The sequence below is a fragment of the Bradyrhizobium sp. 159 genome, assembly GCF_023073795.1.
Taxonomy (GTDB): Bacteria; Pseudomonadota; Alphaproteobacteria; order Rhizobiales; family Xanthobacteraceae; genus Bradyrhizobium.
Genome location: NZ_JADPKE010000088.1, coordinates 1 through 16,580, shown reverse-complemented (window position 1 = coordinate 16,580; position 16,580 = coordinate 1). Strand labels below are relative to the sequence as shown.

Genomic DNA, 16,580 nt, shown 5'->3' with positions numbered 1-16,580 from the left:
CGGGATAAGCACATGGACAATTTCGTTCGCATGCTCTCGACGCTCGGCCTGATGGGCGCGATGCGCAGCCTGTCGTCTGCGTATGAGACTGCGACGGGCGTCCGCATCGACGCCGATTTCGCGCCGACCCAGGCGCTGCTGAAGCGGCTCCGCGACGGCGAGGCCGCCGATCTCGTCATCCTCACCCGCGAGGGGCTCGATGCAGTGATCGCTGAGGGTCGCGTGGTCGCCGATAGCGCGGCTGACCTCGCGCGTTCCTATGTCGGCATCGCCATCCGGGCAGGACAGAGGCATCCCGATATCGCGACCGAAGCCGCGCTGCGCAAGACGCTGCTTGCGGCGCAGTGCGTCGCCTATTCGCGGCTTGGCGCCAGCGGAATCTACTTTGCGCAGTTGATCCAGCAGCTGGGCATCGCGCCGGAGATCAACGCCAAAGCCATTATCGTGCAGCAGGGCTTTACGGCGGAGCGGCTCGTCAATGGCGAGGCCGATCTCGCCGTGCAGCAGATCAGCGAACTGAAGCAGGTCGGCGGCATCGAGGTGGTCGGTCCGATCCCGCATGATTTGCAGACGCCGGCGGTGTTCTCCGCCGGCCGCATGGCGAATGCGACACATGCCGAAGCTGCCGATAGGCTGCTGCGCTATCTGGCATCGCCGGAGGCCGTTCCTGTCCTCCGCCAATCGGGACTCGAGCCTTGAATGTGCCAGGGCGGGGACGCAACGTAATGGTCATGCGCGCTTATCTCCTCGCAACTCTCCTGACGCTCGCCGTGCCGCTGGCGGCACAGGCGCAGTCGGCCGATCTCGTGCTGTGCGACCGGGTGGCGGCCGATCCCAGTGATCCCGACAAGCCGGCCGACGTGAAGGGCGTGACGGAGATCGCTTCCTCCGACGTCAGGACGGCCATCAAGTTCTGCAAGCAGGCCGCATCCTCCTCGCGCCGCGCCATGTTCGCGCTCGGCCGCGCCTATGCGGCCAACGGGCAGACGAGCGAGGCGATCATTGCCTGGCGCAAGGCCGCCGACAAGGGATCGAGCGCGGCGATGGTCGAACTCGGCGTCGCCTACGGGACAGGCTCTGGGATCGCGAAGGACGAAGCACAAGCGCGAAAACTGTTCGAGAAGGCGGCGCAGGCCGGCAATCCCCGCGGCGTCAGCAATCTCGCCGCGCTCGGCGGCGCAAGTGGCGGCGCGCCCGCCGATCCCGCGCAGGCGCGCGCGCTGCTGGGCAAGGCCGCCGAAACCAATGCGGAGGCGCAGTACCAGCTCGGTCTGATGCTGGCGAGCGGCAATGGCGGGGAGAGGGACGACGTCGCTGCGCGCGCACTGTTCGAGAAGGCAGCCGCGCAAAACCATCCCGGCGCGCTGGAGCGAATGGGCGCCTTCGCCCAGGAAGGCCGCGGCGGGCCGAAGGACAAGGACGCCGCAAAGGCCTATTACGAACGCGCCGCAGCCCTCGGCGACGATGACGCCAAGAAGGCGCTGGAACGGCTGCGCTGTCCCTATGCGATCAAGGACAAGCAGGGCAAGCTCGTCACCACACTGTGCTTCTAATTCGCCTCTCCCTTCGCGAGAGGCGGTTCGAGCGCTCCGGCGGACAGCAAGGTGATTAGAGGGCTCGGCTCGCTTCAAGTTGTCGGCGAGATCGTTGCGGGCGTTCTGATGGGTGACAGGCGGGCGCCCGGGAACTTGACCATGCGCCGGTCGTTGCCATGGGCAGACTGGGAGATGCAACCATGATCCGCAAACTGGCATCCGGTGAATATCGCCTCTGTTCGCGCAAGGTGAACCCGAAGACCGGCAAGCGGCGTAATCTCGGCACGTTCAAGAGCCGCGCGGCGGCCGAGAAGCACGAGCGCGAGGTGCAGTACTTCAAGCGGCATTGATGGCCGGCGAATGCCGTCCAGGAGCCGGCAAGACAAAACATGCGAAAACAACCCCATGCACAGTAGCCAAGGGATTGAAATCGCACGTATTACGGATTAAGCGAAATTGGTTTGACCCGTCGGGCAAAACAGGTGCATAATGGCATCATAACGGCGGTCGGTCGCGGACGGGCCTGCGCGGAAAAGCCGATGACTTCGATGCGGCGACGATGCTAGCTAGCCCGCAAATCTTTTCCGGATTTTAGGTTCAAGACGTTGCTCAACGGGCTCTACAAGGTTGAATACGGCATCAACGGTGCCTTCGGCCGCAGCATCATGTGCATGCATGACGGCAAGCTGCTGGGCGGCAATTCCGCCTTTGCGCATCTTGGGACCTATGACGTCAGGGATGGCGCAATCGAAGCCAATGTCATCACCGAGCGCCACAACGACGATCCCAACTACAAGCCGCTGATGGGCGCTGATGTCGCCACGATCAAGGTCCGCGGCAGGACGGAGGGATCGACGATCCTGTTCGAGGGCAAGGCCGATCCGATGCCGGGCAGCGTGTTCTGGGCCAACCTCGCGCCGCTCGATGATGAGGCGCTGCCGCCGCGCGGCACCGTCGCTCCCGGCGGTATCATCAACGGGCTGTACTCCATTCACCTTCGCGCGCTCGACGGCGTCGAGGCTGGCCTCTCCGGCGTGATGCTGCTGATGGACGGGCGTATCCTCGGAGGCGATGCGTTCTTCTACTATCTCGGCTCCTACTCCTCGGCGCATGGCCGCTGGAAGGGCGAGATGCTGAACCAGGAGCATACGCCGGCGAAAGACGACAATCCCGTGTTTGGCGGCCTGGAGGTGGGGATCGGCTTCTCCGGGACCTGCACGGAAGACAGCGGCGAGCTCGAAGGCATCGCGCTCGCCGGCAAGCGCAGCCTGCGCCTTGCCGCCTCGCTCAAGCTGATGCGGCGAGCGTAGGGCGCGGACATATAGGTGTTGGATACCCGTTTCCTGAAGCAGTCCTGAGCCGTCCCCGTGGCAACACAGCCGTCGACCCGCAGCTGAGAACGGACACGCTATTGTGGGCGACCTTCAGTCAAGTTCCCGTTCGATGCTGCTGCGAACGTCGTTGAAATCGCCGCTGGGATGACCTAGTTCTTTGCCGTGCAGCACGGTCTTGTCCAACATCTTCGTCCACTCGCCAGAACGGCCATGTTCGTGGCGATATGGGCCTTTGTGCTTCAGGTGTCCCTGATTTCGGTCTCGCAGGTGAAGGCGGCTGTTGGCGCTATGCCGATGCCTGCCGTCACGCTCAGCGGTTCCTTGCATTTTCACGATCAGTTGGCAGGGCACGTGCATTCCCACGCTGGCGACGCCGCCGAAGGCCACGTACATGATGGACCGGATCACGACGACGATGGCGCTCCAAGCGTGGCTTGGGACATGTTTGGTACCTCGATCGCCTCACCGCAGTTCATTCACGTGCTCGGCTCTTTCGAAGTGCTCGGCGCTATCGAATTGCCGCTTGCGCGAGCCATCGTCGGGGTAAGCCCCGAGGCACTCATCCGGCCACCAAGTACCTTCAGCATCGCGTAGCCCAGGCGGCCCTACGGCCGCCGCCTTTTCGCATGTCTGAGGGAATTTTCCATGTTTATGAATCAGCGCTGCCCGAAAGGGCGGCTCGCAATCTTTGGGCTGGCCGGATTTATCTGGCTGGCGAGCCTGATCTTTGGTCTGTCCGGAACCGTTGCCCATGAAGGCCACGATCACAGCGATGCCGACAAGCCGACGTTTGTGTCCTCAGCCTATCCAAGGGTTGCCGCGCGCTCCGAGCTTTATGAGATCGTCGGCATCCTAAAAGACGGCAAGCTTTCGGTCTTCCTTGATGATGCAGTTTCGAACGACCCGGTTTCGGACGCTGCCCTGCAAGTCACGATCGGGGATTCCGCCCCGATCGAGGCTTCAAGCCAGGAGGACGGAGTCTACACCGCCGCGATCCCGAACGGCACGCCGGCTGGATCGGTTGAAGTCATCTTCTCAATCAGCGCCGGCAAGGGGAATGATCTGCTGGTAGACTCGTTCATACCGACGCGTGCCGGCGATGCCCGGCTCCCAGAACAGAAGCACGAGCATGGCTGGCTTTTCTCAAGCCGAACCGCCATGGCTGCCTCCGCGCTAGTCGCCTTGGGCCTCGGCCTTCTCTTCGCCTATTGGAGGCGACGCGGCCGCAGCATGGCTGCCTCCATTTCCGCCGTGATGGCAGCGGCGTTCGCCGTTCTCGCCGCCATCATGTTCGGCGAGGGGCGGACGAACGCAACGCAACCAAATCCGCCGGATGCTCCCGCACTGAGCGATGCCCCGCGGCGCCTGCAAGACGGCACCGTCTTCGCGGCCAAGCCGACGCAGCGGTTGCTTGATGTCCGGACCGCTGCAGCCGAGCTGCAGACAATTCATCCCGCGGTTACGCTGATCGGCCGCGTCATGGCCGACCCCAACCGCAGCAGCATCGTGCAGAGCGTCTACGGGGGCCGCGTCGTTCCGATCGATGGCGGCATACCTCGCATTGGCCAAACCGTTCGCAAGGGCGATCTGCTCATCCAGATCGAGCCGCATCTGCCGGTCGCAGACCGCACGACGATCCTCGAAAAGGTGGGCGAGATCGAACAGTTGATGGCAGTCACGGAAAACAAGCTGCGGCGTCTGCGGCCGCTGGCCGAACGCGGCGCGGTGCCGCATGGGCAGGTCAACGACCTGGAAAGTGAATTGGAGGGCCTGCGGGCGCGCCGCGAAACCGTCCGAAATTCCCGCACCGGGTTCGAGGAGCTGCGGGCATCGACCGACGGCGTCATCACGTCCGCCAAGGTCGTGCCCGGCCAAGTCATTCAACCGCAGGACGTCCTGTTCCAGATCGCGGACCCAAGCAGCCTCTGGGTCGAAGCATTGGCCTATGATGACATAGGATTGAAGCAGCCTGAAGCTGCAACGGCGATGGCCCCGAATGGGCAGCAGATTGCGCTGACCTTCGTCGGAACGAGCCGGGCACTGCGCCAGCATGCCACCGTGGTTCAGTTTGCGATGCCGGATCCGCCAACGGGCCTCAACATCGGCCAGCCGCTGAACGTGATGATCCAGAGCGGCGCCCCTGTCGCCGGCCTGATCTTTCCGCGCAATGCGGTCGTTCGCAGCGGCAATGGTGAGAACATCGTCTGGCTGCATGCCGGGCCCGAGCGCTTCGAGCCGAAACCCGTTCGCGTGCTGCCGGTCGACGCGGCCCGCGTGATAGTGGCGGCCGGCGTCAAGGAGGGCGAGCGCATTGTCATTCGCGGCACCGACCTCATCAACCAGATCCGGTAGACCGCTCATGTTCAAGCTCATCGTGCAAACAAGTTTGCGCAATCGCCTGTTCGTTCTGGCAGTAGCCGCCGTGCTGGTTGGCTACGGGCTGGTCGTCCTGCCGAGCGTCTCCGTCGACGTCTTGCCGGATATCAACCGCCCGACCGTCAACATCCTGACCGAGGCGGAGGGACTGGCGCCCCAGGAGGTCGAACAACTGGTGACGTTTCCGATCGAGACGTCAATGAACGGCATGCCCGGCGTGATCCGGGTACGCTCGGTCTCGGGCGTCGGTCTGTCGGTCGTTTACGTCGAATTCGATTGGGGCATCGACGTCTACCGCGCCCGGCAATTCGTCTCCGAGCGGCTGGCGCTGATCCGAGAACAATTGCCCTCTTCGGTCAATCCCCAGATGGGGCCGGTGACATCGATCATGGGCGAGATCATGCTGATCGCGCTGACGAGCGATGGCACAGCTTCGCCCATGGAAGTGCGCGAGATCGCCGACTTCGTCGTCAGGCCGCAACTCCTCGCCATTCCCGGCGTCGCGCAGGTGATACCCATCGGCGGCGAGGTCCGGCAATACCGCGTGACGCCGAACGTTGCCACCATGCAGGCACTCAGCATCACCCACGACCAGATCGAGCAGGCGGTCGCCAAGTTCGGCACCAACAGCGGCGGCGGCTTCGTTGACCAGCATGGCCGCGAATATCTGATCCGCAATGTCGGGCTCACCAGGCGTCTCGAGGACCTCGGCAACACCGTCGTTGCGAGCCGCGACCAGCAGCCGATCCTGCTGAAGCAGGTCGCCGCCGTCGATTTCGCGGCGCGCACCAAGCGGGGCGACGCCGGGTACAATGGCAAGCCCGCCGTCATCATCAGCGTCATGAAGCAGCCGGCTGCTGATACCGTGGCATTGACGCGCAATATCGAAGCCGGGCTGAAGGAGCTGCAGCGCACCATACGTTCGGGAATTAACGTGACCAACATGCAATTCCGTCAGGCCACGTTCATCGAGACATCGATAAGCAATGTCGAGCACGTTCTGGCCGAAGCCGCCATCGTCGTCGCCGTGGTCCTGTTCGTGTTCCTGATGAACGGACGGGCCGCGTTGGTTTCGCTGACGGCCATTCCGATATCGATCCTTGTGACAGTCCTGGTGTTCCGCGCCTTCGGCCTCACGATCAACACGATGACCCTTGGCGGCCTTGCCATCGCGATCGGCGAACTGGTCGACGATGCCGTGGTGGACGTCGAAAACATTTTGCGGCGCTTGCGGGAGAACGCCGCGTCGAGCACGCCGCGTCCTGTTCTGGACGTGATCTCCGGGGCGAGCCAGGAGGTTCGTTCCAGCATCGTCTATGCAACGATGATCATCGTTCTCGTCTTTGTGCCGCTATTCGCCCTTCCGGGCATCGAAGGGCGGCTGTTCACGCCGCTTGGCGTGGCCTATGTCGTCTCGATCCTTGCTTCGCTGCTGACGTCGATCACGGTGACGCCTGTTCTGTCCTACTATCTGCTTTCGAAACGAGCGCGTTCGGGTGACCGCGAGAGCCTAATCGTCACCAAGCTGAAGCAGGCCAATCGGCGGGTGCTGGGTTGGGCTTTCGAGCGGCGGGGTCTCGTGCTGAGCTCCGTCGCGGCGGCGATCATGGTGGCAGGCTACGCCGCGAGCCAGATGCCCCGCAGTTTTCTTCCACCCTTCAACGAAGGGACGCTGGTGCTGTCGCTGCAGTACAATCCAGGCATTTCGCTTGCGGAATCGAACCGTCTTGGACTACTAGCGGAACAGTTGCTCGCAAAGGTGCCCGAGGTGAAATCGGTCGGACGCCGCACCGGCCGCGCCGAGCTCGATGAGCACGCCGAAGGCGTGCACTTCAGCGAGATCGATGTCGATCTCGTTCCGTCCAAGCGCCAAAAGGCGGACATCTATACGAGCATCAGGGAAGTTCTATCCGCACTGCCGGCGTCAGTTGCCATCGGACAGCCGATCAGCCATCGCCTGGATCATCTCCAGTCGGGTATTCGTGCCCAGATCGTGCTCAAGATCTTTGGGCAGGACATCGAGATGTTGCGCCGCCTGTCCGAAACGGTGCGCCAACGTCTATCGACGATTCCCGGTCTGGTCGATCTCCAGGTCGAAAAGCAGGTGCTTATTCCGCAGGTGCGGGTTCAGGTCGACCATGCCCGCGCCGCACTTCATGGCCTGACGCCGGCCGCGATCACCCAGGCACTCGACGCGCTGTCCAACGGCCGGAAGGTCTCTCAGATCGTCGACGGCAATCGCCGCTTCGACGTCATCATGCGCCTTTCTGAGCAAGACCGGTCGACAACAGGCCTGCAAAACCTGCTTATTCCGACCGGCTTGGAATTCGTTCCGCTCAGCGCTTTGGCTGAAGTCGTCGAGACAGACGGGCCGAACCAGATTCAGCGCGAGGGGACCCAGCGCAGGATCGTTGTCTATGGCAATGGGGACGGACGCCGCGACATCGCCGATATCGCTGCCGACATTCAGAAGGCGATTCGGGAACTTGAGTTTCCGCAAGGCTACACGACCAACCTTGAGGGCGCCTTTCAGGCCCAGCAGGAGGCGTCGTGGCGCATCGGCATTCTGTCGCTGGCGTCCCTGACGCTGATCTTCATCATCCTCTACGGCCGTTACCGATCAACCGCGCTATCGCTGATTATCATGGGCGGCATACCGCTCGCCCTGATCGGCAGCGTCGTCGCGCTGAAGATCTCCGGCCAGCCGCTGTCGGTGGCGTCGATGATCGGCTTCATCACGCTTGCCGGCATCTCGGCGCGCAACGGGATCCTGAAGATCTCCCACTACATCAATCTCGCCATTCACGAGGGCGAGCGTTTCGGAATCGGGCTGGTCGTTCGCGGTAGTATGGAGCGTCTCAGCCCCGTTCTGATGACGGCGCTTTGTGCAGGATTGGCGCTTACGCCGCTCTTGATCGGCGCGGACGAGCCGGGCCGGGAGATCCTGCACCCCGTGGCTGTGACGATCTTCGGCGGCCTGCTCAGCGCCACAATCCTCGATACGGTCGTGACCCCAATTCTGTTTCTGACGTTTGGCGAGCAGCCATTGGAGCGGCTGATGGCCGGGCATGCTGCAAGGTTTACCCCCGCGGAAGCTTACTGACTTCGCACAAACAACTGAGGAGCCACCAATGAGAAAATACATCTTCCCGGCCGTGATGGCTGTGATCGCCACAATGCCGGACCTTGCCATGGCACAGACGAAGGGCAGCAACGGCGGTCCCGTCGTCAAATCGCAGGGACATCCGATCGAGTTTGTCCGCAAGGGCACGGAAATCGTCTTTTATGTGGGCGACGACGATGGTTCTCCGCTGTCGACCAAGGACATGCGGGGGCGCGCAACGATTCAAGACGGCGGCAAGACCGTCACCGTTCCGCTTGCGCCGGCCAATCCCAACATGATGACGGGAAAGCTGCAGGCCGAGCTGTCACCAAAGGCCATCGTGGTGTTTTCCGCGAGCTTGCATGGTCATTCCCTGACGGCCAGGTACACCGCGGAATAGTCAGCGCACAATTATAAAAAGGCGCGGCACTTGGCGCCAATGATGCAGGCCGCCGAGGTCGGGATGCGGGCTGCGGTGCCTGGACAGCGGCGCGTGACCCCAAGTCGGACATCCTCCTAGACTACGGCTCACAAGTCCGCGGCAAAGTGCTAGGCTCCCTCTTGTCGCAGCGGCGTGGTTCGTCTGGCCGTTCGGAGGGCACTTCGACCGAGCAGCGGGTTCAAAGGCGACTAGCGGCGATTTAGCCGCTGACGTGGTCGTCTACTCCGCGCTGATGCAGTGCGCTGAGGAATCTGGAGCGGCGAGGCCGCAGCTCCAGCAAGGCACATGAGCGGCTGAGGTTCAGCCGCGCACGTACCCCATGATTATGCCGGCGTGCTAGGCAGCCTGCCGCATGCGTTCGATACTCTGGGTTATATGGTTTCCGGCGTCGTCAGCCACCTTCAGAGACATGTCCGCCATCCGGCGGCTGGTATCCAAGGCGCTACTGACCGTGTCGCGCATCAGATCAGTCTGCAAGGCCGCCAAATCGTGAGGAGTTCGGCAGCGCCAGAGTTCATTCATGCGGTCCATGGTCCTCTCGATCTGCTGTCGAACGAAATCAAAGTACTCGCGTGACATGCCATTCATTCCTTTGGCCACTGCGGTCGTAGAGTACATGATTGCTTCGGCGTTGCGGACCGAGCGTTCCGTTGCCCGCTGCGCTTCATTGCCCGTCAAACCGAACGTGCGACCAAGCTGATCAGTCGAGCGGCCCATCATCGCGGTGGCCATGTCGACGCCGAAGCGCCAAGTGTTTTGCAGCATCTCGGCATTTTGTCGCAGCAGATGGCCGCTGGCTTGGGCCACCTCCTCGCCGGCTTCAGCGGTAGCTAAGCCGATCCGTCTGGTCTGCTCCGCGGTCCTCTCGGCGGCGCGGCGGATTGTGTCCTCGGGGCTTTGGGTAGACTTTTCCTCCTGGCGTGGATTGGCCATTTGTTGCTCCATCGTTGTTGTTGGTGAGGTCGGATCCTATGCTCTCCGTCACAGGTGCGATCCTACGCGAGCAAACGTGGGCATTTCTGGACCGTTCCGGGGCGAGCGATTTTTTAATCAATCCTCCGCCATTGCGCGCAGGAACGAGCGCTTCAACTTCCAATTATTCGATGGATTGGCTGATCTGCTCGGCACCGCGGGTCTCGTGTTCTGACCCCTCGATCATCAAGGCTCGATCATGACCGCCGCCGAAACCGTATTGCTCATCGCCGCCTTGTTATTAGCACTTCTCATCATCGGCAACGTCGGCTTCTCCAAACTGGCCGCGTGGAGGAATCCACCAATCGGCAAGTTCCTCGAGTGCGACGGCGTGGTACTCCACTATATCGATCGGGGCGATCCCGCGGCTCCTTGTGTTGTGCTGCTCCATGGCAACGGATCCATGATCCAGGACTTCACGATCAGTGGCCTGGTCGATCTTCTTGCTCGTAGCAATCGCGTGGTGTGCTTCGACCGCCCGGGCTTTGGCTATAGTCAGCGGCCGCGGCGCCGAATATGGACCGCAGCAGCTCAAGCAGCTCTATTGGTGAAGGCGCTCAATCAACTCGGGATCCGCGATCCTGTGGTGCTGGGCCATTCTTGGGGCGCCTTTGTCGCTATCGCTCTCGGCGTGCGGAAGGATTATCCGATCCGGGGTCTTGTGCTTGCGTCCGGGTATTACTTCCCGACCGTCCGATTGGACGTGTGGCTGATGGCCGGTCCAGCCATACCGGTGCTAGGCGACTTGGTCAGTTACACTGTCGCGCCGATCATTTCGTGGGCCGTCTTGCCGGGAGCTCTCCGTAAGATCTTCGCGCCCCGTTCTGTCCCGCAGACGTTCAAGAATGAATTTCCAGCGTCTCTCGTTCTCAGACCCACACAGTTGAGGGCGGCTGCGGAGGAAAGTGCACTCCTCATTCCAACTGCGGCACAATTCCAATCCTATTATTCGACCATGGCCCATCAAGTGCAAATATTCCACGGAACAGAGGACCAGGTGGTCGAACACAACCAAGCGCGAGATTTACATCAGGCACTGCCCCGGTCCGATCTTCATCTCGTTCCGAATGTCGGGCATATGGTCACGTACGCAGATCCCGCCGCCATTGTACAAGCCGTTAATTCAATAGCAAATTCCTGAGGCCGGTGGCTTGTCTATCGCTTGGACCTCGCCGGAAGAAGAGCACTCGGCTTGCGCAAAGCGAACCTTTGGGCATCTTTGCGATGAGCCAGCAGTGACGTGCTGAGAGCACCGATGGCCACGGCGGACCCGGCCTCACTAACAAGCGCCATTTCTACTTTAACCTGCGACGCACTGGCGCAGCAGCCGGCCGCAATTCCATTCTCGATATGCCTGCCGCGATGTTCACACCCGTTTGCGCCTGAACGGATACCGGTTGCAAGGCGATCGTGCGATCCGACCCGCCCACAAGAAGGTTGGCACCAACTCCGGCGCCAACAGTGCCGCCGGCGGTCGCGCCTGCATAGGTTCCAGCCAACGCGGCGTGGCGAACCGCGGTCGGGGCATAAACGGCCCAAACGAGCTGACCGCCGGACGTGGCCCCTATATCGAGACCAAGCGTGCTGACGGTGCCTTCATAAGCCTCGCGCGCCCTGCCTCTCGCCGATGCATAGATGCAGCTCAACTGCCGTTGTCCAGCAACAATCATGCCGACCCCGGGCGATATGTTGCACGTGAGTGTGCCGACTCTCGGTCGTCCGGCCTCCTGCGCCGCTGCCGGAACCGTGGCGAGCACGAGGGCCAGGGCCGCGCACGCTGTCGCCAAATTGGTCAGCCTTGTTTCGTTCAGCTTTGTCCCAATCATGAGGGCCTCCGTCGAGCCTATTCTGATGGTCCTTCAATACGCGCTCACCCAGCGATGTTCCTGTTGTTGGGGAAGCGAATAAGAGTACAGAACAAATCTCTGATCTGTCGAAGCAGCGCCGGACGCGACGTGTGGCCGGGCTCTGACGCTCATGCGACCAGCTGCGAGGACGATTATTTCAGGTGCCGAGGTGTCTTCAAGGTGGACAGAATTGCCAAGCGATTTGTAGCGGCGGCGAATGAGATGGAGGCGCCCTAGCCGACGCGCCAGGACCCGCCGGGCTTCCCCTGATGGCCGGCATGGCCTATGACGCTGCAACGCAAAAATTCCCCCAAAGACAAGCATGATCCGCCTCGACAACGTCAGCAAGCAAGCCGGCCACCAGATCCTCTTCATCGAAGCCTCCGCCGCTCTCAACAAAGGCGAGAAGATCGGCCTCGTTGGTCCGAACGGCGCCGGCAAGACCACCTTGTTCCGCATGATTGCCGGAGAGGAACTGCCCGACGAGGGCCAGGTCTCGACCGATCGCGGCATCAGCATCGGCTATTTCAGCCAGGATGTCGGCGAGATGAGCGGCCGCAGTGCCGTGGCCGAAGTCATGAATGGCGCAGGTCCCGTCAGCGAGGTCGCGGCCGAGCTGCGCGAGCTCGAGGCCGCGATGGCCGATCCTGACAAGGCCGACGCGATGGACGAGATCATCGCCCGCTATGGCGAGGTGCAGCACCGGTTCGAGGAGCTCGACGGCTATGCGCTCGACGGCCGCGCCCGCGAGGCGCTCTCCGGCCTCGGCTTCAGCCAGGAGATGATGGATGGTGACGTCGGCAAGCTCTCCGGTGGTTGGAAGATGCGCGTGGCGCTGGCGCGCATCCTTTTGATGCGTCCCGACGTGATGCTGCTCGACGAGCCGAGCAACCATCTCGATCTGGAAAGCCTGATCTGGCTGGAAAAATTCCTGCACGATTACGAAGGCACGCTGCTGATGACCTCGCATGACCGCGAGTTCATCAACCGCGTGATCTCCAAGGTGATCGAGATCGATTCCGGCTCGCTCACCACCTACGCCGGCGATTACGAATTCTACGAGCAACAGCGGGCGCAGAACGAGAAGCAGCAGCAGGCGCAGTTCGAGCGCCAGCAGGCCATGCTCGCCAAGGAGATCAAGTTCATCGAGCGCTTCAAGGCGCGTGCCTCGCATGCCGCCCAGGTGCAGAGCCGGGTCAAGAAGCTCGACAAGATCGAACGCGTCGAGCCGCCGCGCCGCCGCCAGAGCGTTGCGTTCGACTTCCCGCCGGCGCCGCGCTCGGGCGAGGATGTCGTGGCGCTCAAGAACGTGCACAAGGGCTATGGCAACAAGCGCATCTATGATGGTCTCGACTTCATGATCCGCCGCCGCGAGCGCTGGTGCGTGATGGGCGTCAACGGCGCCGGCAAGTCGACGCTGCTCAAGCTAGTTGCCGGCGCGAGCGAGCCGGACGAAGGCACGGTGGCGCTCGGGGGCAGCGTCAAGATGGGCTATTTCGCCCAGCATGCGATGGATTTGCTCGACGGGGAGCGCACCGTGTTCCAGTCGCTGGAGGACGCGTTTCCAACCGCGGGGCAGGGCTCCTTGCGCGCGCTCGCCGGCTGCTTCGGCTTCTCCGGCGATGACGTCGAGAAGCGCTGCCGGGTGTTGTCAGGCGGCGAGAAGGCGCGCCTGGTGATGGCCAAGATGCTGTTCGATCCGCCGAACTTTTTGGTGCTGGACGAGCCGACCAACCATCTCGACCTCGCGACCAAGGAGATGCTGATCACGGCCCTGTCGGATTTCGAGGGCACCATGCTGTTCGTCTCGCACGACCGGCATTTTTTGGCGACGCTATCCAACCGCGTGCTGGAGCTGACGCCGGAGGGCATCCACCAATATGGCGGTGGCTACACGGAATACGTCGCACGCACCGGGCAGGAGGCGCCGGGATTGCGGAGCTAATCTTTGCTCTTGCCCGCGATCTTGGCGATTGTCTCGATCTCGTTGGTCCAGATGCCGCCGGAATAGCCTTGCGGCAGACGCGCGAATGTTTCCGGCGTATCGATGCCGGTGGAGAACTCGCCGCCGCTGTAGGGACCGAGCACGAACACCGCGCTGTTGACGTCGTTCATTCGTGCAAGGAAGCGATCGGGCCAGCCCCATAGCCAAGGTGCAGCGTTGATCGGCACCAGCACCATGGCGTTGCGGCAAGCCGCAGGCACCAGGCCGGTCCAGCCATAGCCGATATAGCGGATCAGACAGGTTCGGATGGCGGCGCGTGAAATCGTGCGGACGTCCGGGCTGAGGCGCCGGATCGCGTCGATCGGCTCGTCGCCGCCATAGACCATGATCGTCCGGCGGCGCTCGGCCGGCAGCGCGTTCAGTACGGTGGCAAGTTTCTCGCCTTCACTTGCGTCGCGGCTCTTCACGTTGACGAGGAACTGCCGGTCGGGGAAGGCGGCAAACACATCGGAGAGCGTTGGCATCATTCCGACGCCTTTGCTGCGAAACGGGAATGTCTTGCCGCCGTCGGCGGTGTAGCCGTAGCCGACATCGAGCGTTTTCAGACTCGCCATGCTCTGCTCGCGCGTGACGCCGTGGCCGTCGGTGCGGCAGTCGAGCGTCCAATCATGGAATACGGCGAATTCGCCGTCGGTGGTCGGGTGCACGTCGAGTTCGAGGACGTCGGCACCGGCGTCGAAGCTCGCGCGCATCGAGCGCAGCGTGTTTTCCAGATAGTCGTGCGTCGTCGGCAACATTCGCGCGGCGGTGCAGGTGTCGCTCTTCAGGTCGCGCTCGTCGAAGCGTTGCGCCATGCCTCGATGGGCAAGCAATACCGGCTTGCCGTCGCGATGGGGCGCCAGAAGACTGGTGTTGTTGATGTAGAGGCTAGCAGCGATGGCAATCATGGCTGCCGTCGCGAATTTCAATTTCCTGCCCACGAGGTATTCCTATTCCGTGATCATAATCTGCGGGGTTTAGGGTTGATTTGCGGCGATCCAGGCATGGGAGACCTATGCGCAGCCGGGTTGAACGCATCGAGTCCGTCCGTTACGCTTTCTCAAAAGGGGACCGAAACAACCATGAAGCAACTCCGGATCGGCGACATCACCATCGATGCGGTGATCGAGCGGGAAGGGCCGTGGCGGCGGCCGCAGGACTTTTTCCCGGCTTATGACGAGGGCGTGTTCAAGCGCCATCTGCCGACCATGGAGTCCGAAGTGTTCGACGCCGCGCGCGGCATGATGGTGATCACCTACCAGACGTTCGTGGTGCGCACGCCGCGCTACACCATTCTGGTCGACACCTGCACCGGCGAGGACAAGGGCCATCCGCCGCCGTTCGATTTTCCGGGCAAGGAGCGCTGGCGCAACGAGCTGTTCGCGCTCGGCATCGGCTTCGAGCAGATCGACTACGTCTTCTGCACGCATCTGCACATCGACCACACCGGCTGGAATACGACCTTGCGCGACGGGCGCTGGGTGCCGACGTTTCCAAACGCGAAATACGTCTTTCACAAGGGCGAGTATGCGGCCTGGGAGGCCGAGCATGCCAAGGGCAGCAACCCGCCCGGCACCGTGTTTCGCGACAATTGCCTGCCGGTCGTCGAGGCCGGGCAGGCGCTGCTGGTGGATGATGACTACGCGCTCGATGACACCGTGACGCTGACGCCGACGCCTGGGCATTCGCCCTGCCATTGCTGCGTGAACATTGTCTCCAAGGGCCAGCGCGCGGTGGTCGCGGGCGACCTCATGCATCACCAGATCCAGTGCCGTGAGCCGGAATGGTCGGCGAAGCCGGATTGGGATCCGAAGCAGTCGGCAGTGTCGCGGCGAAAATTCTTCGCTTCGGTTGCGGACACCGACACGCTAATTCTGCCGGTGCATTTTCCGGCGCCGACGGCGGGATGGATCAAGCCGCTGGACGGCGCGTTTGATTATCGCTTCAACCGGGGGTGAAGCTCTGACTCCACCTCTCCCCGCAGGCGGGGCGAGGGAGTAGAGGCAGCGCGCGTTACGCACCGACCTCGCACTTCTTCATAAAACTGTTCTTGGCGGCGCCGGCGAGCGGCTTGCCGTCGGAGCCGACGGCCTTGGGTGCGCAGGCGTCGGCCTTGCACTTTTTCAGGAACGAGGTCTTGGCGGCGCCGGCCAGCGGCTTGCCGTCCTTGCCGACCGCCTTGCTCTCGCAGGTGTCCTCGGCGAAGGCCGAACCCGCTGCAAAGGTGGCAACGACCGCCGCGAGCAAAATCCGCTTCATCATGGATGTCTCCCTAAGCCAGAATGGCGGGAGGATTGGAGCCGGGAATCATGGCGCAATCAAGCGGGATGAGCGGGCGTCGTCCGGTCGGCCTGTCGATTTTTCGGGCGCGACCGGCAAAGGCCTCCACTTGTTGCACTGCTCGCTGACCGGGCGGGGCGATCCTGCTAGCTTCGAGCGGTCGAGAGAGAGGGAGCATCGTGATGGACGCCGTGAGCCCCGAAGACCAGGCAGCCGCGGATCGGCATTCTCATCTGGTTCGTCCCCAAGACATGGACTGGCAAAAGACACGCTTTCCAGGCTGCGAAGCCAAGCCGCTGCTGTTCGACCGCGGCAGCGGCCTGATGACCGCCTTGATGCGCTTTGCCCCGGGATCGGTGCTGCCCGATCATGAGCATGTCGGCATCGAGCAGAGCTACGTCATCGAAGGCGCGCTCGTCGACAAGGAGGGGCCGGCCAAGGGGATCGTCTGCAAAGCCGGCGAATTCATCTGGCGCGAGGCGGGCAGCCGGCACGCCGCCTGGTGCCCCGAGGGCTCCCTGATCCTGGCGATCTTCCAGGTGCCGAACAAGTTCTTCGAAGCCGACGGCCGCGTCGTCGACGCCGCCGGCCAGGATTGGGACGAAACCTGATGTGGTGGAACGGCCCGCTCCAACAGCATCAAAGTGCTAGAACGTGGTCGTTGTTCGAACGCCACAAAGGAAGGACCGTTCCGTGAAACAGGTTAG

At 62.5% G+C, this 16,580-nt stretch carries 16 protein-coding genes; 12 read left to right on the top strand and 4 right to left on the bottom strand.

Annotated elements, in window-relative coordinates; genetic code table 11:
* Positions 1-12: 12 nt before the first annotated feature.
* From IVA96_RS25220 to IVA96_RS25185, 8 genes are all read left to right on the top strand, one after another.
* Complete coding sequence (locus IVA96_RS25220; protein ID WP_247419904.1) at positions 13-699, top strand: substrate-binding domain-containing protein; 687 nt, start codon at positions 13-15, stop codon at positions 697-699.
* A 32-nt stretch (positions 700-731) separates the two neighbouring features.
* The gene (locus tag IVA96_RS25215; RefSeq protein WP_247419901.1) at positions 732-1,553 is read left to right on the top strand and encodes a tetratricopeptide repeat protein; all 822 of its coding nucleotides are present in this window, start codon (positions 732-734) and stop codon (positions 1,551-1,553) included.
* A 182-nt stretch (positions 1,554-1,735) separates the two neighbouring features.
* Complete coding sequence (locus tag IVA96_RS25210) at positions 1,736-1,885, top strand: hypothetical protein (protein ID WP_247419899.1); 150 nt, start codon at positions 1,736-1,738, stop codon at positions 1,883-1,885.
* Between the two features lie 255 nt (positions 1,886-2,140).
* Complete coding sequence (locus IVA96_RS25205; protein ID WP_247419897.1) at positions 2,141-2,845, top strand: GrlR family regulatory protein; 705 nt, start codon at positions 2,141-2,143, stop codon at positions 2,843-2,845.
* A gap of 234 nt (positions 2,846-3,079) precedes the next feature.
* Positions 3,080-3,463 carry a hypothetical protein gene (locus tag IVA96_RS25200; protein ID WP_247419895.1) on the top strand — a complete coding sequence of 128 codons (384 nt, stop codon included), beginning with the start codon at positions 3,080-3,082 and terminating at the stop codon, positions 3,461-3,463.
* 51 nt (positions 3,464-3,514) lie between these two features.
* Positions 3,515-5,221 (top strand): efflux RND transporter periplasmic adaptor subunit, encoded by a 1,707-nt coding sequence (locus tag IVA96_RS25195; protein WP_247419893.1) that lies wholly within the window; start codon positions 3,515-3,517, stop codon positions 5,219-5,221.
* A 7-nt stretch (positions 5,222-5,228) separates the two neighbouring features.
* Complete coding sequence (locus IVA96_RS25190; RefSeq protein ID WP_247419892.1) at positions 5,229-8,348, top strand: efflux RND transporter permease subunit; 3,120 nt, start codon at positions 5,229-5,231, stop codon at positions 8,346-8,348.
* 28 nt (positions 8,349-8,376) lie between these two features.
* Entirely contained in the window at positions 8,377-8,748 is a 372-nt protein-coding gene (locus tag IVA96_RS25185) for a hypothetical protein (RefSeq protein ID WP_247419890.1), read from the top strand.
* 378 nt (positions 8,749-9,126) lie between these two features.
* Here the strand turns inward: IVA96_RS25185 and IVA96_RS25180 are convergent, their stop codons facing one another.
* Complete coding sequence (locus IVA96_RS25180; RefSeq protein ID WP_247419888.1) at positions 9,127-9,723, bottom strand: phasin family protein; 597 nt, start codon at positions 9,721-9,723, stop codon at positions 9,127-9,129.
* Between the two features lie 238 nt (positions 9,724-9,961).
* Here IVA96_RS25180 and IVA96_RS25175 point away from each other — a divergent pair, with 238 nt between their 5' ends.
* A complete protein-coding gene (locus IVA96_RS25175; RefSeq protein WP_247419886.1) occupies positions 9,962-10,903 on the top strand; it encodes an alpha/beta hydrolase in 942 nt (313 codons plus the stop codon).
* 154 nt (positions 10,904-11,057) lie between these two features.
* Here IVA96_RS25175 and IVA96_RS25170 read toward each other — a convergent pair whose 3' ends face one another.
* Positions 11,058-11,588, bottom strand: a complete 531-nt coding sequence (locus tag IVA96_RS25170; RefSeq protein WP_247419884.1) for a DUF992 domain-containing protein — start codon at positions 11,586-11,588, stop codon at positions 11,058-11,060.
* Between the two features lie 343 nt (positions 11,589-11,931).
* Between IVA96_RS25170 and IVA96_RS25165 the strand changes: the two genes are divergently transcribed.
* Positions 11,932-13,554, top strand: coding sequence for an ABC-F family ATP-binding cassette domain-containing protein (locus IVA96_RS25165; RefSeq protein ID WP_247419882.1), 1,623 nt, complete (start codon positions 11,932-11,934; stop codon positions 13,552-13,554).
* Here the strand turns inward: IVA96_RS25165 and IVA96_RS25160 are convergent.
* A complete protein-coding gene (locus IVA96_RS25160) occupies positions 13,551-14,534 on the bottom strand; it encodes a glycerophosphodiester phosphodiesterase family protein (RefSeq protein ID WP_247419879.1) in 984 nt (327 codons plus the stop codon). The two genes, IVA96_RS25165 and IVA96_RS25160, sit on opposite strands and share 4 nt — an antisense overlap.
* Before the next feature lie 141 nt (positions 14,535-14,675).
* Between IVA96_RS25160 and IVA96_RS25155 the strand changes: the two genes are divergently transcribed.
* On the top strand, positions 14,676-15,551 hold the full coding sequence (locus IVA96_RS25155; RefSeq protein ID WP_247419876.1) for an MBL fold metallo-hydrolase: 876 nt from the start codon (positions 14,676-14,678) through the stop codon (positions 15,549-15,551).
* Between the two features lie 55 nt (positions 15,552-15,606).
* Here the strand turns inward: IVA96_RS25155 and IVA96_RS25150 are convergent, their stop codons facing one another.
* On the bottom strand, positions 15,607-15,855 hold the full coding sequence (locus tag IVA96_RS25150) for a hypothetical protein (protein WP_247277308.1): 249 nt from the start codon (positions 15,853-15,855) through the stop codon (positions 15,607-15,609).
* A 200-nt stretch (positions 15,856-16,055) separates the two neighbouring features.
* On the opposite strand from IVA96_RS25150, the gene IVA96_RS25145 reads away from it, so the two are divergent.
* On the top strand, positions 16,056-16,484 hold the full coding sequence (locus IVA96_RS25145; protein WP_247419873.1) for a cupin domain-containing protein: 429 nt from the start codon (positions 16,056-16,058) through the stop codon (positions 16,482-16,484).
* Positions 16,485-16,580 lie beyond the last annotated feature (96 nt).

What these genes read in the sequence shown, in the direction of transcription:
- IVA96_RS25145 (WP_247419873.1), top strand. Translation starts at nt 16,056, where the DNA reads ATGGACGCCGTGAGCCCCGAAGACCAGGCAGCCGCGGATCGGCATTCT.
- IVA96_RS25180 (WP_247419888.1), bottom strand. Translation starts at nt 9,723, where the DNA reads ATGGCCAATCCACGCCAGGAGGAAAAGTCTACCCAAAGCCCCGAGGAC.
- IVA96_RS25175 (WP_247419886.1), top strand. Translation starts at nt 9,962, where the DNA reads ATGACCGCCGCCGAAACCGTATTGCTCATCGCCGCCTTGTTATTAGCA.
- IVA96_RS25220 (WP_247419904.1), top strand. Translation starts at nt 13, where the DNA reads ATGGACAATTTCGTTCGCATGCTCTCGACGCTCGGCCTGATGGGCGCG.
- IVA96_RS25210 (WP_247419899.1), top strand. Translation starts at nt 1,736, where the DNA reads ATGATCCGCAAACTGGCATCCGGTGAATATCGCCTCTGTTCGCGCAAG.
- IVA96_RS25185 (WP_247419890.1), top strand. Translation starts at nt 8,377, where the DNA reads ATGAGAAAATACATCTTCCCGGCCGTGATGGCTGTGATCGCCACAATG.
- IVA96_RS25195 (WP_247419893.1), top strand. Translation starts at nt 3,515, where the DNA reads ATGTTTATGAATCAGCGCTGCCCGAAAGGGCGGCTCGCAATCTTTGGG.
- IVA96_RS25200 (WP_247419895.1), top strand. Translation starts at nt 3,080, where the DNA reads ATGTTCGTGGCGATATGGGCCTTTGTGCTTCAGGTGTCCCTGATTTCG.
- IVA96_RS25215 (WP_247419901.1), top strand. Translation starts at nt 732, where the DNA reads ATGCGCGCTTATCTCCTCGCAACTCTCCTGACGCTCGCCGTGCCGCTG.
- IVA96_RS25190 (WP_247419892.1), top strand. Translation starts at nt 5,229, where the DNA reads ATGTTCAAGCTCATCGTGCAAACAAGTTTGCGCAATCGCCTGTTCGTT.
- IVA96_RS25155 (WP_247419876.1), top strand. Translation starts at nt 14,676, where the DNA reads ATGAAGCAACTCCGGATCGGCGACATCACCATCGATGCGGTGATCGAG.
- IVA96_RS25165 (WP_247419882.1), top strand. Translation starts at nt 11,932, where the DNA reads ATGATCCGCCTCGACAACGTCAGCAAGCAAGCCGGCCACCAGATCCTC.
- IVA96_RS25150 (WP_247277308.1), bottom strand. Translation starts at nt 15,855, where the DNA reads ATGATGAAGCGGATTTTGCTCGCGGCGGTCGTTGCCACCTTTGCAGCG.
- IVA96_RS25170 (WP_247419884.1), bottom strand. Translation starts at nt 11,588, where the DNA reads ATGATTGGGACAAAGCTGAACGAAACAAGGCTGACCAATTTGGCGACA.